The sequence below is a fragment of the Kitasatospora sp. NPDC056651 genome, from assembly GCF_042792155.1.
Taxonomy (GTDB): domain Bacteria; phylum Actinomycetota; class Actinomycetes; order Streptomycetales; family Streptomycetaceae; genus Kitasatospora.
This window is the reverse complement of the sequence record NZ_JBHTWX010000001.1, coordinates 21,992-39,134: the sequence shown is the minus strand read 5'-3', so window position 1 is coordinate 39,134 and position 17,143 is coordinate 21,992. Positions and strand designations below refer to the sequence as shown.

General features: G+C 72.1%; 13 protein-coding genes, 1 tRNA gene and 1 riboswitch. Of the genes, 3 read left to right on the top strand and 11 right to left on the bottom strand.

Annotated elements, in window-relative coordinates; all coding sequences use genetic code 11:
* Nucleotides 1-145: 145 nt before the first annotated feature.
* Complete coding sequence (locus tag ACFRAR_RS00170; RefSeq protein ID WP_380692870.1) at nt 146-571, bottom strand: gamma-glutamylcyclotransferase family protein; 426 nt, start codon at nt 569-571, stop codon at nt 146-148.
* Between the two features lie 132 nt (nt 572-703).
* Here ACFRAR_RS00170 and ACFRAR_RS00165 point away from each other — a divergent pair, with 132 nt between their 5' ends.
* Complete coding sequence (locus tag ACFRAR_RS00165; protein WP_380692868.1) at nt 704-1,774, top strand: EamA family transporter; 1,071 nt, start codon at nt 704-706, stop codon at nt 1,772-1,774.
* 104 nt (nt 1,775-1,878) lie between these two features.
* Here the strand turns inward: ACFRAR_RS00165 and ACFRAR_RS00160 are convergent, their stop codons facing one another.
* The 6 genes from ACFRAR_RS00160 to ACFRAR_RS00135 all read right to left on the bottom strand — a co-directional run bounded on the left by ACFRAR_RS00160 (nt 1,879) and on the right by ACFRAR_RS00135 (nt 9,079).
* Nucleotides 1,879-2,442: an EF-hand domain-containing protein gene (locus tag ACFRAR_RS00160; protein WP_380692866.1), complete on the bottom strand. Its 564-nt coding sequence runs from the start codon at nt 2,440-2,442 to the stop codon at nt 1,879-1,881.
* A gap of 131 nt (nt 2,443-2,573) precedes the next feature.
* The gene (locus ACFRAR_RS00155; protein ID WP_380692864.1) at nt 2,574-2,984 is read right to left on the bottom strand and encodes a cytidine deaminase family protein; all 411 of its coding nucleotides are present in this window, start codon (nt 2,982-2,984) and stop codon (nt 2,574-2,576) included.
* 161 nt (nt 2,985-3,145) lie between these two features.
* The gene (locus tag ACFRAR_RS00150) at nt 3,146-4,996 is read right to left on the bottom strand and encodes a dipeptide ABC transporter ATP-binding protein (protein ID WP_380692861.1); all 1,851 of its coding nucleotides are present in this window, start codon (nt 4,994-4,996) and stop codon (nt 3,146-3,148) included.
* A 13-nt stretch (nt 4,997-5,009) separates the two neighbouring features.
* Nucleotides 5,010-6,002 carry an ABC transporter permease gene (locus ACFRAR_RS00145; RefSeq protein WP_380692859.1) on the bottom strand — a complete coding sequence of 331 codons (993 nt, stop codon included), beginning with the start codon at nt 6,000-6,002 and terminating at the stop codon, nt 5,010-5,012.
* 173 nt (nt 6,003-6,175) lie between these two features.
* Complete coding sequence (locus ACFRAR_RS00140) at nt 6,176-7,933, bottom strand: ABC transporter substrate-binding protein (RefSeq protein WP_380692857.1); 1,758 nt, start codon at nt 7,931-7,933, stop codon at nt 6,176-6,178.
* Nucleotides 7,934-8,065: 132 nt separating this feature from the next.
* Nucleotides 8,066-9,079: an ABC transporter permease gene (locus ACFRAR_RS00135; RefSeq protein WP_380692855.1), complete on the bottom strand. Its 1,014-nt coding sequence runs from the start codon at nt 9,077-9,079 to the stop codon at nt 8,066-8,068.
* Between the two features lie 304 nt (nt 9,080-9,383).
* Nucleotides 9,384-9,480: riboswitch (ZMP/ZTP riboswitch) on the top strand.
* 20 nt (nt 9,481-9,500) lie between these two features.
* Between ACFRAR_RS00135 and ACFRAR_RS00130 the strand changes: the two genes are divergently transcribed.
* Complete coding sequence (locus ACFRAR_RS00130) at nt 9,501-10,961, top strand: glycine hydroxymethyltransferase (protein WP_380692853.1); 1,461 nt, start codon at nt 9,501-9,503, stop codon at nt 10,959-10,961.
* A 103-nt stretch (nt 10,962-11,064) separates the two neighbouring features.
* Here the strand turns inward: ACFRAR_RS00130 and ACFRAR_RS00125 are convergent, their stop codons facing one another.
* From ACFRAR_RS00125 to ACFRAR_RS00115, 3 genes are all read right to left on the bottom strand, one after another.
* Nucleotides 11,065-12,492 (bottom strand): aldehyde dehydrogenase family protein, encoded by a 1,428-nt coding sequence (locus ACFRAR_RS00125; protein ID WP_380692850.1) that lies wholly within the window; start codon nt 12,490-12,492, stop codon nt 11,065-11,067.
* 722 nt (nt 12,493-13,214) lie between these two features.
* On the bottom strand, nt 13,215-14,858 hold the full coding sequence (locus ACFRAR_RS00120) for an APC family permease (RefSeq protein ID WP_380692848.1): 1,644 nt from the start codon (nt 14,856-14,858) through the stop codon (nt 13,215-13,217).
* A 328-nt stretch (nt 14,859-15,186) separates the two neighbouring features.
* Nucleotides 15,187-15,271 (bottom strand) — tRNA-Leu (locus ACFRAR_RS00115).
* 413 nt (nt 15,272-15,684) lie between these two features.
* Here ACFRAR_RS00115 and ACFRAR_RS00110 point away from each other — a divergent pair.
* Nucleotides 15,685-16,194: an ATP-binding protein gene (locus ACFRAR_RS00110; protein ID WP_380693467.1), complete on the top strand. Its 510-nt coding sequence runs from the start codon at nt 15,685-15,687 to the stop codon at nt 16,192-16,194.
* Nucleotides 16,195-16,275: 81 nt separating this feature from the next.
* Here the strand turns inward: ACFRAR_RS00110 and idi are convergent, their stop codons facing one another.
* The gene (gene idi, locus ACFRAR_RS00105) at nt 16,276-16,929 is read right to left on the bottom strand and encodes an isopentenyl-diphosphate Delta-isomerase (protein ID WP_380692845.1); all 654 of its coding nucleotides are present in this window, start codon (nt 16,927-16,929) and stop codon (nt 16,276-16,278) included.
* Between the last annotated feature and the right edge of the window lie 214 nt (nt 16,930-17,143).

The window sequence follows — 17,143 nt, the reverse complement described above, 5'->3', positions numbered from 1 at the left end:
GCCGGGGCAGCCTACCTGGCGGTATGCGGGCCGGGCGGGGCCGGATCTCGCGGGGTGACAAATGACAGCGGACAGATTTCAGATGACAGATAACAGATTTCGAATTCTGTTCGCCGTCATCTGTTCGCTGTCACCACCCTTACCGTCACCTCTCCGCCCAGTCCCCTGACTCGATCAGCGCCGGCCGCTCCCGCAGGCGGGCCTCGGCGGCCGGTCCGGCGAAGTAGACCCAGGCCTCCCGCAGCTCGCCCGCCGCCGTCCGCACCGCCATCCGCCGTCGCACGTACAACCCGGTCCCGTCCGGCCTGCAGTCCTCCAGCCGGTCCAGGGTCGCCAGTGCCCCGGCGTACGCGCCCGGGCGTACGGTGGCCAGCTCGCCGGTGATCCGGCGTCCGGGCGTGGCGTCCGGCAGCGCGTACGGGAAGCCGGGCCCCTCGTGCAGCGCCGCGCCCTCCAGCACCGCCGGCCGGATGTCGGCGCAGCGCCCGGCCAGGTGGGCGGCGTGATTGCGGCCACCACGGCGCAGGGTGCCGTACACGAAGAACGGCAGGGGCGCCTCGGATGCGGACACGGGTTCGACCTCCTCGTCGGGAAGCGCCCACGGTACGTCCTGCGGTCCGATCGCCGATACGGACTGGCGCGCGGGGCCGTTCATGCGCTGTCATGTCGGATGTTCGGACAGCACCATCCAAGGGGGACACGCATGACATCGTCCGCTTCCTCACAGCCGGCCGCGGCGAAGACCGAGGCCGACGCCCAGGCCACCCCTACCCCCACCCCCACCCCGCCCTCGCCCTCGCTCGCCGACGCCCGCCCGGCTCCCCGCCTCGGCGGCGCGGTCTGGCTGGCCCTTCTCATCGTCTACATCGTCTGGGGCTCGACCTACCTGGCGATCCGGATCGCCGTGGAGACGATGCCTTCCTTCCTCTCCGCCGCCGCCCGCTTCCTCACCGCCGGTCTGCTGCTGACCGGCTACATCCTGGTGCGCCAGGGGCCGGCCGGCCTGAAGGTGACCGGGCGGCAGCTGGCCTCCTCCGCCCTGGTCGGCGTGCTGCTGCTGACCGGCGGCAACGGCCTGGTGGTCCTGGGCGAGACCTCCGTCCCCTCCGGCCTGGCCGCCCTGCTGGTGGCCGCGGTCCCGCTCTGGATGGTGGTCCTGACAGCCTTCGGTGGCGGCGAGCGCCCGAAGCCCGCCGAACTCGCCGGGGTGCTGCTCGGGATGGTCGGCCTCGGCGTCCTGTCGGCGCCCGCGATCGGCGGGTCGGTGAAACCGGTCGGCGTGATCCTGATCATCGTCGCCACCCTGCTCTGGGCGACCGGCTCCTTCGCGAGCAAGAAGATCCCGATGCCGGGCAACGTGCTCGCCGCGAGCGCCTTCCAGATGCTGACCGGCGGCCTCTGTGACCTGCTCATCGGACTGGTCCGCGGTGAGCAGCACGGACTGGACCTCGGGGCGGTCTCCGGCCGGTCCTGGCTGGCCCTCGCCTACCTGGTGCTGTTCGGCTCGCTGCTCGCCTTCACCGCGTACGCCTGGCTGCTGCGTGCCGCCCCGCTGACCCTGGTGGGTACCTACGCGTACGTGAACCCGGTGGTCGCGGTGCTGCTGGGCTGGCTGATCCTGGCCGAGCCGCTGACCGGCCCGACCCTGGCGGGCGGCGCGATCGTGGTGGCGGGAGTCTGTCTGGTGGTGAGCGTCAGCCGGCGCCCGGGGCCTTCGCCGCGCGCGGCGAGCCCGGCCCGTGCGGACTCACCGCGGCCGCCCGCCCGCGGCTGAACGGATCCGACGGCCGCCCCGCGCACCGCGCACCGCGAGCGCGGGGACGGCCGTCGGACGCACCGGACGCACCGGACGCACCGGACGGAGCCTCGGGCCCGGTCTCAGAAGGTGTGCGGCGGCTTGCCCGTCCACCAGCTGCCGGGCGCCTCCGGGTCGCGGCTGGTCCAGTACTCGATGATCGCGTCGGTGAACTCGCGGGCCGAGAGCACGCCGTCGCCGTCGGCGTCGAGGTGGCGGAAGGCCTCGTCGGCGTCGTCGCGGGAGAGGCCCGCGAAGTGGCCGCGCTGGAAGACGAAGAACTCGCCGGCGTCCACCGTCCCGCTGCGGTCGGCGTCCGCGACGGCGAGGAAGGCCTCGGCGAGCGCGCCGAGGACGTCGCGCGCGGCCTCCGGGTCGTCGGAGAGCGACCCGGTCGAGGCCACGAACTGTTCACGGGTGATCGCTTCGGTGTCGGCGGGCAGCCAGGCGAGGTGCAGGTCGTGCCAGAGCGTCAGGTACGCGCGGACGATCACGGCCTCCGGCTCCGAGCCCTCCTGGTGGCCGAGCGAGCGGGCCACCGACTGGCCCATCAGGACGTGGTCCCGCTCGGTGAGCAGGCCGTCGCCGTCGGCGTCGAGGTGATCGAAGCCGTGGTTGATCTTTGCGATGAGCAGGTCGTCCGACAATGTGTCCCCTCGGCTGGCAAGGTATGGGTCCCCTACGTCACATCGCCTGCACGCTAACGCCTTGAGCCGCGCTCGCGCAGCCGAACGAAGCGTGAACGGCGGTGTCGGCCGACCGGGTCACCCTCCCCGGTTCACTCGTCCTGGTGGTCGGCCCAGACGTACGCCTCCGGCAGCAGGTCCAGCACCGGCACGCTGCGCAGCTCCTTCCCCTTCGCCACGATGATCCGCAGCTCCGGGAAGTAGTCCAGCAGCGCCTGCCGGCAGCGTCCGCACGGCGGGATCACCCCGCGCTCCCGGTCGCCGACCGCCACCACGGTGGTGAGGTCGTACGCCCCCTGCCCGGCCGCCGCGCCGATGAGCACCAGCTCGGCGCAGGGCCCGCCGGTGAAGTGGTAGGCGTTCAGCGCGGTGACGATCCGCCCGTCGGCGTTGCGCCCGGCCGCTGCCACGGTGTGGTTGTCCCCCCGCGCGTACCGCCGGGCCACCTCCAGGGCCGCCTCGACGAGCTCCTCGTCCACGGCCGGTCGCTCGTTGGTCGACATGTTCACTGCGCCTCTCCGATCGGACCTGTCAGGGTTCGATCATGAGCTGCGGCGCCGTGCTCGCGCCAACTCTTTACGCCGCGCCGCGCCACCCCGCGCCGTACCGCACCACCCCGCGCCGCACCACCCCGCACCGCGCCGCACCACCCCGGCCGCCCGCCTCATTGCACCGCCGCCAGCAGGTCCCTCGTGTACTCGGTGTGCGGCGCCTCGAACAGCCGGTCCCGGTCGGTGGACTCGACCAGCCGGCCCCGGTGCATCACCGCCACCCGGTCGCAGAAGTGCCGCACCACCGCGAGGTCGTGCGAGACGAACAGGAAGGCGACGCCGAGCCGTTCGCGCAGCTCCATCAGCAGGTTGAGCACCTGCGCCTGCACGGAGACGTCCAGCGCCGAGACCGGCTCGTCGGCGATGATCAGGCGCGGCTGCGGGGCCAGCGCCCGGGCGATGCCGATCCGCTGGCGTTGCCCGCCGGAGAACTCGTGCGGATAGCGGTCCAGGTGGCCGGCGGTCAGTCCGACCTGCTCCAGCAACTCGACCGAGCGGTCCCGCCGTTCGGCCGGGTTCAGCGGGGTGTGCAGGCGCAGCGGGGTGTCCAGGGTCTGGGCGATGGTGCGGCGCGGGTTGAGCGAGGCGTACGGGTCCTGGAAGACCAGCTGGATCTCACGGCTGAGCCGCTTGCGCAGCTCCCGGTCCGGCCGGGTGACGTCCTGCCCGTCGTACAACACCCTTCCGCCGGTGGGTCGTTGCAGTCCGGCGAGGACCCGCGAGGTGGTGGACTTGCCGGAGCCGGACTCGCCGACCAGCCCGAGCGTCTCGCCGGGCGCGATCCGCAGCCCGACCCCCTCGACCGCCCGGACCGGTTCGGCCCGCAGTCCGGGGAAGCGCCGCCGTCCGGGGAAGTGCACGGACAGGTCTTCCACCTCGGCCAGCCACCGCCCGGGCCGCTCGAAGGCCTGCTCGGGAGGCTGCTCGGCGGTTCGCCCGGCGGTTCGCCCGGCGGTTCGCCCGGCGGTTCGCCCGGCAGTCCGCCCGGCAGTCCGCCCGGGAGGCTGCTCGGCAGCCCGCTCGACGGTTCGCAGCCGGAAGGTCCGCGACGGGGAGGGGTCGTCGACCGTCGGCAGGGCGGTGCCCGGTACGGAGTCCAGCCGCAGCGCCGCGCCCACCAGCGCCCGGGTGTACGGCTCCCGCGGCGCGGCCAGCAGCTCGGCGGTCGCGGCGGACTCGACCTCGACCCCGCCGCGCAGCACCAGCGTGCGGTCCGTCGTCCCGGCGACCACCCCCAGGTCATGGCTGACCAGCAGGACCGCCGTGCCGTGCTCGCGCTGCAACTCGCCGAGCAGATCCAGGACCTGGCGCTGGACCCGGGCGTCCAGGGCGGTGGTCGGCTCGTCCGCGATGAGCACCCGGGGGTTGTTCATCAGCGCCATCGCGATCATCACCCGCTGGCGCATGCCGCCGGAGAACTGGTGCGGGTAGTCGCGGGTCCGGGTCGACGGGATGCCGACCCGGTCGAGCAGTTCGGCCGCCCGTCGGGCCGCCTCGCCGCGACCCGCGTCCGGGTGGTGCAGCCGATACATCTCGGCGAGTTGGGCGCCCACGCCGTGGAAGGGGCTGAGCGAGGTGAGCGCGTCCTGGAAGACCAGTGCGGCCTCACCGCCCCGCACACCGCGGAGCTCGGACTCCTCGGCGCCGACCAACTCCCGGCCGCCCAGCCGGATCGAGCCGGTGACGGTGGTGGTGCGCGGGTCGTGCAGGCCGAGGACGGCGAGCCCGACGGTCGACTTGCCGGATCCCGACTCGCCGACCAGGCCCAGGACTTCACCCGGTGCGAGGTCGAAGGAGAGCCCCCGGACGGCGGTCACCGGCGTGCCGCCGCGCGGGTCGGCGAAGGTGACGGTCAGGTCGCGGACGCTCAGCACCGGCTCGGCGGCGCTCCCGTCGCCCCCGGGCGTGGTGCGGTCGACCCCGGACGCGGTGCCGTCACCGGCACCCGGAACAGTGGACTTCATCGAAACGCTCCCCTCAGCTCAGCCGGACACGCGGGTCGAGCCAGGCCACCGCGAGGTCGGCCAGCGCGACGAACAGCACCATGAAACAGGCGGCCAGCAGCACCGCGCCGACCACGGCGGGCAGGTCCTGCCCCGCGACGGCCTCCGCGGCGAACCGGCCGACCCCGTTCAGCCCGAACACCGTCTCGGTGATCACGGCCCCGCCGAGCAGCACCCCGGCCTCCAGCCCGATCAGCTGCACCAGCGGCCCGGCGGCGCCGCGCGAGGTGTACTTGAGGTGGGCGCGCAACCGTCCCATCCCCTTGCCGCGGGCCGTCCGGACGTACTCCTCGTTCATCGTCTCCAGCAGTTGGGAGCGCGAAAGCCGCGCGAACACAGCCGAGTTGACGAAGCCGAGGACGAACCAGGGGAGCAGCATCCCGCCGACCCAGGCGGCCGGGTCCTCGGCCGGCGAGGTGTAGGAGGGCAGCGGCAGCAGCCCGGTGGAGTACACCAGCAGCCACTGGGCGACGTATCCGAGGAAGTAGATCTGCACGCTGGCGCCGACCAGGGTGAACGCGGACAGCAGCCGGTCGGTCCGCCGCCCGTGCCGCAGCGCGGAGACGAACCCGGTGCCGAGGCCGAACACCAGCAGGACGGCGAGCGCCCCGGCGGTCAGCGAGAGGGTGACCGGCAGGTGGTCCGCCAGTGCCTCGCTGACCGGCTGGTGCAGCCGGTAGGAGTAGCCGAGGCAGGGCGCGTCGCAGTGGATGGTCGAGCCGTCCACGTCGCCGATGTCGCGCCCGGCGACGACCCCGGCGAGGTAGTCGGTGTACTGGGTGAGCAGCGGCTGGTCCAGACCCATGCTCTGGCGCACCGCCGCGACCTGCCCGCTGTCGCAGCGCGGGCCGCAGGCGGCGCGAGCCGGGTCGGCCGGCGCGGCGTAGAAGAGGGCGAAGGCGGCGGCGGAGACCGCGATCAGGACCGCGAGGGCCTGGACGGTCCGCCGCAGGACGAAGGAGAGCATGGCCGATCCGGGGTCGACGTGACGGGGGAGGCGGAGAAGACAGAGGAGGCGGAGAAGACAGGAGAAGAAGGAGAAGACAGGAGAAGACAAGGGGAGGCCGGAGGGAGGCCGGAGGAGGGGCCCGCTCCTCCTTCCCGCCCGTTCGGGCGGAGAGCGGGAGCGGGCCCCGGCACTCAGGACTTCAGGTACAGCCAGGCCAGCGAGACGGTCCCGTAGATCGGGTGGATGAACGCCCCGCCGACGTTGCTGCCGCGCAGCTGGTTGACGGTCGGATAGGCGTACGGCAGCACCGGCACGTCCTTCATCACCGTCTGCTCCAGCGCGTACAGCTCCTTGGCCTTGGCGCGCGGCTCGCCGATCTGGTTGATCCGGTCGATCTCCTTGTCGACCTCGGGGTTGCGGTAGCGCGCGGAGTTGATGTCGCTGCCGGCCCGGCCGTCGAAGGAGAAGGGGATCAGGGTGGACGGGGTCGGCCAGTCGACCGAGCTGGTCTCCTCGAACAGGTCGTACGGGGAGTCGGCGCGGTGCACCTCGTCCAGGTAGGCCTTGGGGTCGATCGGCTTGGGGACGACGGTGATCCCGGCCTTGCCGAAGCCCTCCACCAGCACCTGCGCGACGCGCTGCCCGGTGGGGGTGTTCTCGTACCCGTAGGTCAGGCTGGCGGGCGCCTGCTTGGCCTTGGCGAGTTCGGCCTTGGCGGCCTCCGGGTCGCCCTCGGGCTTGGCCGGGTACAGGTCGTACTTCTGCCAGTCGATCAGCGCGGGCGAGCTGAGCGTGGTGGCCAGCTCGCCGGTCCGGGAGCCGCCCTGGACCTGTCGGGCCTGCTGGCGCGGGTACGCCAGGTGCAGCGCCTTGCGGACCTCGACGTCCGGCACCCGCTGGTTGTTGATCATCAGCTGGGTGACGAAGGCGCCCCGGCGGCCGGAGGCCACCAGTTCCTTGGCCTTCGGATCGGTCTCGGTGGTGGGGTACAGCTCGGCGGAGAGCGGGTCGGAGGCCGTGGTGGCGTTGGCTCCGCCGTCCCGCCCGGAGAGGATCTCCTGGTTGAGGTTGAGCGCCTCCTTGCCGTACGTGAAGACGAACTTGTCCGGGTACTGGCTGCGGATCGGGTCCGTCTCGGCCTTCCAGGCGGGGTTGCGCTCCAGCACCATGCGGGTGTTCTGGACGTGCTCGACGATCCGGTACGGGCCGGTCGCGAACGGCAGCCGGTCGTACTCCGTGCCGGTGTCCTTGTCGCGGCGCACCGGCGAGGAGGAGGACTGCGCGGCCATGTACGGGACGTCGGCCTGCGGTTGCGGGAAGTGGAAGACGACGGTGTGCTCGTCCGGCGTCTCGATCGCGTCCAGGTCTCCGGCCTGCGGGCCCGCGTACTTGGCGCGCGCGGCCTCGTAGTCGGTCTCGCCGGTGAGCCACTGCGGCCAGTACGGCGGGCCGACCTCGTAGCCCTTGCCGAAGGTGCGCTCGATGCCGTACTTGACGTCCTGGGAGGTGATCGGCTGCCCGTCCTCCCAGGCGACGCCCTGCTTGAGCCGGTACGTCCAGGTGCGCCCGCCGTCGGCCGGGGTGCCGGTGTCGGTGGCCAGGTCGCCGACCAGCTTCGCCTTGCCGTCCACGACCTGGTACTGGGTCAGCTGGCGGCCCCAGAGCAGCGAGGCGTTGTAGCCGGCGCCCGCGTAGACCTTCTGCGGGTCGAGGTGGCGGAACTCGACGCTGTTGTACACGTTCACCGTGCCGCCCGCCCGGGCGCCGGGGACGGCCGGGGCCGGGCCGGCGCTCTCCTGCTCGGTGCCGAGTACGGCGGTCAGCGGGGAGGTCTCCTTGGCGGAGGCGCCGGCGCCCCCGGAGCCGGCGGTGGAGCCCGCACCGGCCGAGCAGGAGGTCGCCAGCAGGGCGGTGGCGATGACGGCGAGGGATGGTCTGGTCCAGCGCATGGCGAATCTCTCCTTGTCCCGGCGGACTGTTCCGGCGGATCGCGCCGGGACGGGCTCGGGGTGATGGATCTCGGGGTGATGGATGAGGATGGAAGGAGGGCTGGGGGAGGACTGGGAGGAGGGGACGAGGATTCAGCGGGCAGTGCCGGTGCGCGGGTCCAGCGCGTCCCGGACGGCGTCGCCGAGCAGGTTGAAGGCGATGACGAACAGCAGCAGCGCCACCCCGGGGAACACCATGTAGGTGGGGTCGGCCTGGAACACCTCGGAGCCGCGCGAGATCATCCGTCCCCAGTCCGGGACGGGCTCGGTGATACCGACGCCGAGGAAGGACAGCGCGGCCTCGGAGGCGACGAAGGTCGGCACCGCCATGGTGGCGTGCACCAGCAGCTGCGAGCGCACGTTCGGCAGGAGTTCGCGGACGACGACATGGAACCGGCTTGCGCCCTGGGCCCGCGCGGACTGCACGAAATCCCTTTCCCGGAGCGAGCGGACGGTGGCCCGCAGGGAAAGCGCCAGCGGAATCCAGCCGAACGCGGAGAAAACCAGGATCAGCACCAGGAACTGCATCCATTCCGGTTCCGCGCTGCCGGGATCGACCAGCCGGGACTGGATCACCGGGCTGAGCGCGAGCAGCAGGAGCAGGGTCGGAAAGGCCAGCAGCACATTGGCGAGGAATCCGAACAGCCGGTCCGTGATCCCGCCGAGGTAGCCGACCGCGACGCCGACCAGCACGCCCAGGGTGGTGGTCACCGCGGCGGCCGCGAAGGCGATCAGCAGCGAGGTGCGGATGCCGTACAGCAGCTGGGTGAACACGTCCCGGCCGAGGCCGGGCTCCAGGCCGAACCAGAAGTCGCCGGAGATCCCGCCGTTCGGCAGCATCGGCAGGCCGTTGTCGCTGAGCAGGCCCGGGATGTTCTGGCCGTAGTGGTCGACCGGGTTCTTCCCGTACAGGGCGGCGACCAGCGGGGCGCCGAGGGCGAGCAGCAGGAACAGCAGCACCACGGCGAGGGCGGCGGCGCCGACCCGGTCGCGCAGGACGCGGCGGAGCAGGGTCGGCGCGGCGGGCGGGGGTCCGGTGACGGGCGGCTGTCCGGTGACGGGCGAGGGCCCGGCCGCGGGGACTGGGGCGGTGTCGGCCACTGCCATGAGGCGTAACTCCCGAATTCTTCGCCGCCCCATGGGTGAGGGTGCGCTGGTGTGCATTTCCGGTACGTCCCCCGGGGGTTTCCCGGTGGCCGTTCGAGTGCCATTGGATCGGATGCGTCCGAGGTTCCGCAAATCACCTTCGACGGGTCTTCCGGGAATTCCCGGTGAACTGTTTCGGGAAATGTGGCGGCTTCATTTCGCTGAAACACGGGCGTTGCAAAAGAACGGACATAACAGCGCATACCGGACCTGGTGTTCCGCATTCTGAGACCTCCGCCACAGTCCCTCCGGTATTGGTAGGATTCCGGCGGGCCGCGACTGGCGCGCAGGGATGGAATCAACCATCGGGAAGCGGCCCCGTGAAACCTCACGCGAAGTTGCCGAGCGCCTGGGCCCCCGTCATCCCCACCAGGAGACCGCCTTGGCCCAGCAGCAGCCCCACACCACCGCCTCCGTCGCGGCCGACACCGCCTTCCGCAGCGCGCTCGACGTGGTCGCCGGCGTCGAACCGCGGATCGCCGACGCCATCGGCCGGGAACTGGCCGACCAGCGCGCCTCGCTCAAGCTGATCGCCAGCGAGAACTACGCCTCCCCGGCCGTCCTGCTCACCATGGGCAACTGGCTCAGCGACAAGTACGCCGAGGGCACCGTCGGGCGCCGCTTCTACGCGGGCTGCCGCAACGTCGACACCGTCGAGAGCATCGCCGCCGAGCACGCCCGCGAACTGTTCGGCGCCGACCACGCCTACGTCCAGCCGCACTCCGGCATCGACGCCAACCTCACCGCCTTCTGGGCCGTCCTCTCCCAGCGGGTCGAGAGCCCGGCCCTGGAGCGCGCCGCCGTGCGCAACGTCAACGACCTCACCGAGCAGGACTGGGCGCGGCTGCGCCAGGAACTCGGCAACCAGCGCATGCTCGGGATGTCCCTGGACACCGGCGGCCACCTCACCCACGGCTTCCGGCCCAACATCTCGGGCAAGATGTTCGACCAGCGCAGCTACGGCACCGACCCGGCCACCGGCCTGATCGACTACGACGCGCTGCGCGAGACCGCCCGGGAGTTCCGCCCGTTGATCATCGTGGCCGGCTACTCCGCCTACCCGCGGCTGGTGGACTTCCGCAGGATGCGCGAGATCGCGGACGAGGTCGGGGCGACCCTCATGGTCGACATGGCGCACTTCGCCGGCCTGGTGGCGGGCAAGGTGCTGACGGGTGACCACGACCCGGTCCCGCACGCCCACATCGTCACCACCACCACCCACAAGTCCCTGCGCGGCCCGCGCGGCGGCATGGTGCTGTGCCGGTCCGAGCTGGCCGAGCACGTCGACCGCGGCTGCCCGCTGGTGCTCGGCGGCCCGCTCTCGCACGTCATGGCGGCCAAGGCGGTCGCCCTCGCGGAAGCGCGCCGCCCGGAGTTCCAGGCCTACGCCCGCGCCGTCGTCGCCAACGCCCAGGCGCTCGCCGAGGGCCTGCTGCGCCGCGGAGGCACGCTGGTGACCGGTGGCACCGACAACCACCTGGTCCTCGCCGACGTCTCCGGCTACGGTCTGACCGGCCGCCAGGCAGAGGCGGCGCTGCTCGACTCGGGCATCGTCACCAACCGCAACTCCGTCCCGCGGGACCCGAACGGCGCCTGGTACACCTCCGGCGTCCGCCTCGGCACTCCGGCCCTCACCACCCGCGGCCTCGGCACCGCCGAGATGGACGAGATCGCCGACCTGATCCACACCGTCCTGAGCGCCACCACTCCCACCACCAGTGCCGCCGGCGCCCCGTCCAAGGCCTCGTACACCCTGGACGCCGCCCTCCGCGACGCCACCGCCAAGCGTGCCGCCGACCTGCTCGCCCCGTACCCGCTCTACCCGGGCGTCGACCTGGTCTGACGGAGGACGGCAGGCGACGGACAGATGACAGATGACAGATGACAGCGAACAGATAACAGATTTCGAAATCTGTCATCTGTCCGCCCGGCGCCGTCAGCCCCGCCTAGTACTGCAACGACTTGTACTGGAGGAACTCCTCCAACCCGTGCCGGCCCAGCTCCCGGCCGAGGCCCGAGCTCTTGTAGCCGCCGAAGGGCGCGAGGGGGTTGAAGCGGCCGCCGTTGAGGTCCACCTGGCCGGTGTCGAGGCGGCGGGCGAAGGCGGCCGCGGTCTCGGTGTCACGGGCCCAGACGCCGCCGGCCAGGCCGTACGCGGTGCCGTTGGCGAGTTCGGCGGCGTGCTCCTCGTCCCGGTAACGGAGGATCGCCAGGACGGGGCCGAAGACCTCCTCCTGGGCCACCGTCATCTCCGGGGTCACGTCGGCGAGCACCGTCGGACGGACGTAGTAGCCGGTGGACAGCCCGTCGACCGGCTCCGAGCCGCCGACGACCAGCCGGGCGCCCTCGGCCAGCGCGCCGTCGATGTAGCCGCGTACCCGGGCCAGCTGCCGGGCGTTGACCAGCGGACCGATCCGGGTCTGCGGGTCGGTCGGATCGCCCGGGTGGTACTGGCCGGCGGCCTGCTCGGCCCGGGCGACCGCCTCCTCGTACTGGTCCTCGTGCACCAGTAGCCGGGTCAGCGCGCTGCAGGTCTGGCCCGAGTTGGCGAAGACGTTGGCGACGTTCACCTTGACCGCGCGGGCCAGGTCGGCGCCGGGCAGCACCACGTTCGCCGACTTGCCGCCCAGCTCCAGGGAGACCCGCTTCAGCCCCCGGCCGGCCGTCTCGGCGACCTGCCGGCCGACGGCGGTCGAGCCGGTGAACGACACCACGTCCACCTCCCGGTGCCCGACGAGCGCCGCGCCCGCCACCGCGCCGGTGCCGGTCACCAGGTTGAAGGTGCCCGCCGGGAATCCCGCCTCGTGCACCAGCCGGGCGAACAGCCGGGCCACCAGCGGGGTGTCCTCGGCCGGCTTGAGGACGACCGGGCAGCCGGCCGCCAGCGCCGGGACGACCTTGGAGACGATCTGGTGCAGCGGGTAGTTCCACGGCGTGATCGCCGCGACCACCCCGGCGGGCTCGGCGTGCACCACCGAGTTGCCGATCCGCTCCTCGAAGGAGTGGTCGGCGAGCAGCGTCAGGTAGGAGCTCGCCACGGCGAGCGGCAACCCGGCGTGCACGGCCCCGGCGAAGCCGACCGGCGAGCCCAGTTCGGCGACGACCGTCTCGGTGATCTCGTTCTGCGCGGCGCCGATCCCGTCCCGCAGCCGGGTCAGCGGCGCGAGTCGTTCCTCGCGGGTGGTCGCGCCCCAGCCGCGCGCCGACCGGCGGGCCGCCGTCACCGCCGCGTCGACATCGGTCGTGCCGCCGGCCGGCACCGTGGCGAGCGCCTGTTCGGTCGCCGGGTTCAGCACGGTGATCGAGCCGGTGTCCCCGGAGGGCCGCCACTCGCCGCCGATGTACTGGTCGCTGTACTCCGCGTACTGCCGCACCGATCGTCCTCTCGTCCGCTCATCCACTCGGCCGCCCTGACCGGCAGTGCCGGCCGGAGGCCAGTCAATGCGGCGCGGGCGGCCGTGCGCAAGAGTCAAGCCGGGTCGGTGGACCTGGCGGTTACTTCGGGGCGAACCGCGCGGTGTACTCGTCGAACGGCTCGATGCCGACCTCCGCGCGCCGCTCGTCCAGCCGCCCGGGCGGCCTCCGGACCGACGGCGCGCTCGGTCGGCCAGCCGTGCTCCGCCATGATCTCCGCGAGCCTGTCCCCGTGCCGGGCGGTCAGCCGCCGCCAGGCCGCCTGCTCGGCCAGGTCGGGGCTGTGCGCCAGCCGGGTGGCCGCACCGTCCTCGGCCATCATTCCGACCAGCTCCCGAGCCAGTTCCCCCCGTGGGTGCGTCCAGCCGCCGTTCCCGCCTCATGCCGATCCGACCCTCGTGCCCGGGCCCTCCTGTCGAGGACCGCCCGCCACCACGCCAGGCGGGGAATCCGCGACGAAGATCATCCCCGAAGACGGTGCCCCGGGACCTCCGCCCACGGCAGAATGGACCCACACCGGGAACGCGGCACACCATCCGCCCGTCCCCACGAACGCCGAAGGGCTGGTCGGAGGATTCCGACCAGCCCTTCACTGTGAGCCCTGTGAGCCCTTCGCCACGAGCCCGCCGCCGCCTCAGAGTGCAAGGACCTCGGACCCGCGAGAGCCGCAGCCCACGTGGCCTCAGACCCGGGAGGCCTCCGCGGCACCGGTCTCGGTGCCCTCGGCGCCCACCATCTCCTTGCGGACCGCGTCCAGCGAGGGGTTGGCCCAGGCGCTGGCGACGCCCCAGCGGTAGAACGCGAGCCCGATCGCGGCGACGATCAGCAGGTCCCAGCCCTCCGGCAGGTACCCGTGTCCGCCGAAGTCGCCGCTGCCCGCCCAGGAGACGCCGGCCATCACGAACAGGTACGCGACCATCCAGGCGCCGGCCTTCAGGTGCGGCTTCAGCTCGGCGAACGGCTTGCGCAGCTCGTACCAGGCCCAGATCGGCAGGCCGGCGGCCATCAGCAGGATCACCTTGCCGGTGAGCGGCCAGCGGGCCCAGTAGAGGACGAGCGAGCCGAAGATCATCGCGATCGGGGCGATCACCGGCATGGCGCGCAGCCGGACCGGCCGCGGCAGCTCGGGGGCCAGGCGGCGCAGCGCCATCACGGCGACCGGGCCGGTGATGTACGAGATCACGGTGGCCACCGAGACGATCTCGGCCAGCGAGCCCCAGCCGCGGAAGACCGCCAGGAACAGGAAGGCGACCGCCAGGTTGAGCACCAGCGCCGGGCGCGGGATGCCGGTCTTGGCGTCGACCCGGCCGAAGATCTTCGGCAGGTGGCCGTTCTCCTGCACGCCGTGGATCATGCGTGAGGTGGTGGCGGCGTAGATCATGCCGGTGCCGGACGGCGAGATGAAGGCGTCCGCGTACAGGGTGATCGCCAGCCAGTTCAGGCCCCAGGCGATGGCCAGGTCGGCCAGCGGCGAGGTGTACGAGAGGTTGCTCCAGCCGTTAGCCAGGTCGCCGCCCGGGATGGCGCCGAGGAAGGCGATCTGGAGCGCGACGTAGATCACCAGGGCGATCAGGATCGAGCCGATGACGGCCTTCGGCAGCGACTTGCCGGGGTTGCGGGCCTCACCGGCCAGGTTGAGCGGGGACTGGAAGCCGTTGAAGGCCCAGACGATGCCGGAGACCGCGACGGCGGTGAACACCGAGCTCCAGCCGTTCGGCGCGAAGCCGCCGTGGTCGGTGAAGTGCGCCGAGTCGAAGTGCGCGAAGAACAGCGCGCCGGCGGTCAGCGTCGGCACGACGACCTTGAAGACGGTGATCGCGGTGTTGGTCTTGGCGAACAGCGTGATCGCGAACCAGTTCAGCGCGAAGTAGACGAGCAGCAGCACGCTGGCGAGTGCCACGCCGCTGAGGGTCAGCTCCTTGCCGTTGTACAACCCCTGCGCCCAGCCGAAGTGCCAGGAGCTCATGTACTGCACGGAGGCGGTGGCCTCGCCCGGGATGACCGAGACGATGGCGATCCAGTTGGCCCAGGCGGCCAGGTAGCCGGCCAGCGAGCCGTGCGAGTACTGGCCGTACCGGACCATGCCGCCGGCCTTGGGGAACATCGAGCCCAGCTCGCTGTAGGTGAGCGCGATGGTCAGCGCCACCGCGGCACCGATCACCCAGGCGAGGATCGAGGCGGGTCCGGCGAGCTTGGCGGCCCGCTCGGCACCGAACAACCAGCCGGATCCGATGATCGACCCCAGCCCGACCGCGGTCAGGCTGATGGTGCCGAGCGATCGGCGGTAGTTCTGGTGTGATGCCGTCGACGATTCGGGCTCACTCAACGTATCGGTCCTCTCGCTCGTGGTTCATCGGGTGGTATCGGTGCTTTTACGATTTTGGGTCGTTATTTCGGACAAACGGAGAGCAGCTTATGGTCCAAAAACGGGCGTAAACCTCAGAGGGGGCTCAAATTGTCCGATTGTTGCCATCTCGTGTCCGGCTTCCGGGCCGGTGGGACCGGCGAGGAGACCGACGCCACACCGCCCGGCAGGGGCGGCGGTCAGGGGATGGCGACCGGTGACGGCGATCGGGCCCGGCCCGGGAAAAGGGGCGGCCCGCAAAAAGGAAATTCCCCGTGGGTTCCTTTCGGCTCCCACGGGGAATTCTCTGTGTCCGAGGGGGGACTTGAACCCCCACGCCCGATAAAGGGCACTAGCACCTCAAGCTAGCGCGTCTGCCATTCCGCCACCCGGACCGGGTGTGTGCTTCGGGGGTTTTTTACTCGCCCCCTCGGCGACAGAGAGAACATTACCAGGGTTCTGGAGTGCTTCTCACCTGCGCTTCCTCGGGGTCGCGCGACCGGAGGCTCCGATCCGGGTCCTGAGGGTCCCGAGGGCCCCCGCAGGCCCGGGGTGCCTCGCCCGCACAGGTTGGTACGGCTGGCGAGCGCGCTCGAATCCCCTCCGAACCGGTGGCGTCCGCGAAGGAACCGGTCGACTCCCACGCCGCCCGTGGTCGGTTCCGGCCGGAAGCGGTCCGACACGGGCAACTTGTCGACGGTGGCACGGCCGTCGCGGCGGCTCTCCTAGCCTCTGTGGACCGAGGGCGCCATGCAGCGGATCGCCTGATCCCCGGGTCGCGGACGAAGGGCGGCTGGACGTGGAGCAGATCAGCGGAACGGCGAAGGCCGAACCGAGACTCGGGGGGCGCGGGCCCGGACCGGGCGGCGCTCCGGCCGGCGCGGGACCGGTCGAGGGCGTGTGGCGCTTCCCGGTGCCCGCCACCGAGGCCTCGGTGCCGCTCACCCGGCACGCGGTGCGCGACCGGTTGCTGGCCCAGGGGCTGACCGGGGTGCGCTACCAGGAGCTGGTGGACGACCTGCTGCTGATCGTCTCGGAGCTGGTGAGCAACGCGGTGACGCACGCCGCCGAGCTGTCGCCCGAGGTGGTCACCGAGCTGTCGGTGGGCCCGGCCCGGGTGCGGGTTTCCGTCGAGGACGGAGACCCGTACCGGCCGAAGGCGCTGGAGAACGACACCGGGCGCACCGGCGGGCGCGGCCTGCTGCTGGTGAAGAGCGTCACGCTGCAGGCCGGCGGGGCGTGTGACGTCGAACGCAGGGGGGAGGGGGGCAAGGTCATCTGGGCCTCGCTGCCCGTCCCGCCGGAGCCGGCCCACTGACCGGCCGGCTCCGAGGTGGCCGGACCGACTGCACAGACCGGACCGACCGCACCGACCGCACCGGAAGCCGGCCGGGCCCGACTACCAGTCCCGCCCGGCGATCTCCCGGATGCCCGGCAGCGCGGCCTCGAAGACCGTCTCGAACCAGACCGAGAACGGACGCTCCGCCCGCAGCTCCCGCAGCTCCTGCGCGGTCACGAAGGCGAAGTCGTCCACCTCCTCCGGGTCCGGCTCGACCGGCGCGGTGACCAGTCCCACGAACAGGTGGTTCCACTCCCGCTCGATCAGCCCGGAGGCCTCGTCCGGCAGGTCGTAGCGGACGGTGCCCGCCTCGCACAGCAGCGCCGGCGCGACGCCCAGCTCCTCGGCGGTGCGCCGGGCGGCGGCGACGAACGGCGGTTCGTCCGGGTACGGGTGTCCGCAGCAGGTGTTCGACCAGACACCGGGGGAGTGGTACTTGCCGAGCGCCCGGCGCTGGAGCAGCAGCCGGCCCTGGCGGTCGAACAGGAAGACCGAGAAGGCCCGGTGCAGTCGGCCCGGCTGCTGGTGGGCCCAGAGCTTCTCGCCGGTGCCGATCGTGACGCCCTCGTCGTCGACCAGTTCCAGCAGGATCTCGGCCCCGGCAGGCGCGGACCCGGTGGCCCGGGGGGCGACCGTCACGTCGGTCTCCACGTCGAGCCCGGTGTCGATCTCGGCGGCGAAGTGTGTCGGGTCGGTCGGCAGACTCTGGGGCATGAGGCCTCTTTCGGGAGCGGGAGCAACGGAGCATCGGGCGTCTCCGGCGCACCGGGCGGAGTGCGGCGGACACAGCGGGAGCACCTGCGCCGGCGTCGGGTCCAGTCTGCCGTATGGGCGGCACCCGGCAGGGGTTCCACGCACAACCGGGCGGATCACGGCCCGGGGGAGTCGGAAACCAGGCGGAGATGGGCCCGGGAAGTCTCTGAAAGGG

Coding starts and splice junctions, on each gene's coding strand:
- ACFRAR_RS00165 (WP_380692868.1), top strand. CDS start 704: ATGACATCGTCCGCTTCCTCACAGCCGGCCGCGGCGAAGACCGAGGCC.
- ACFRAR_RS00155 (WP_380692864.1), bottom strand. CDS start 2,984: ATGTCGACCAACGAGCGACCGGCCGTGGACGAGGAGCTCGTCGAGGCG.
- ACFRAR_RS00150 (WP_380692861.1), bottom strand. CDS start 4,996: ATGAAGTCCACTGTTCCGGGTGCCGGTGACGGCACCGCGTCCGGGGTC.
- ACFRAR_RS00145 (WP_380692859.1), bottom strand. CDS start 6,002: ATGCTCTCCTTCGTCCTGCGGCGGACCGTCCAGGCCCTCGCGGTCCTG.
- ACFRAR_RS00140 (WP_380692857.1), bottom strand. CDS start 7,933: ATGCGCTGGACCAGACCATCCCTCGCCGTCATCGCCACCGCCCTGCTG.
- ACFRAR_RS00135 (WP_380692855.1), bottom strand. CDS start 9,079: ATGGCAGTGGCCGACACCGCCCCAGTCCCCGCGGCCGGGCCCTCGCCC.
- idi (WP_380692845.1), bottom strand. CDS start 16,929: ATGCCCCAGAGTCTGCCGACCGACCCGACACACTTCGCCGCCGAGATC.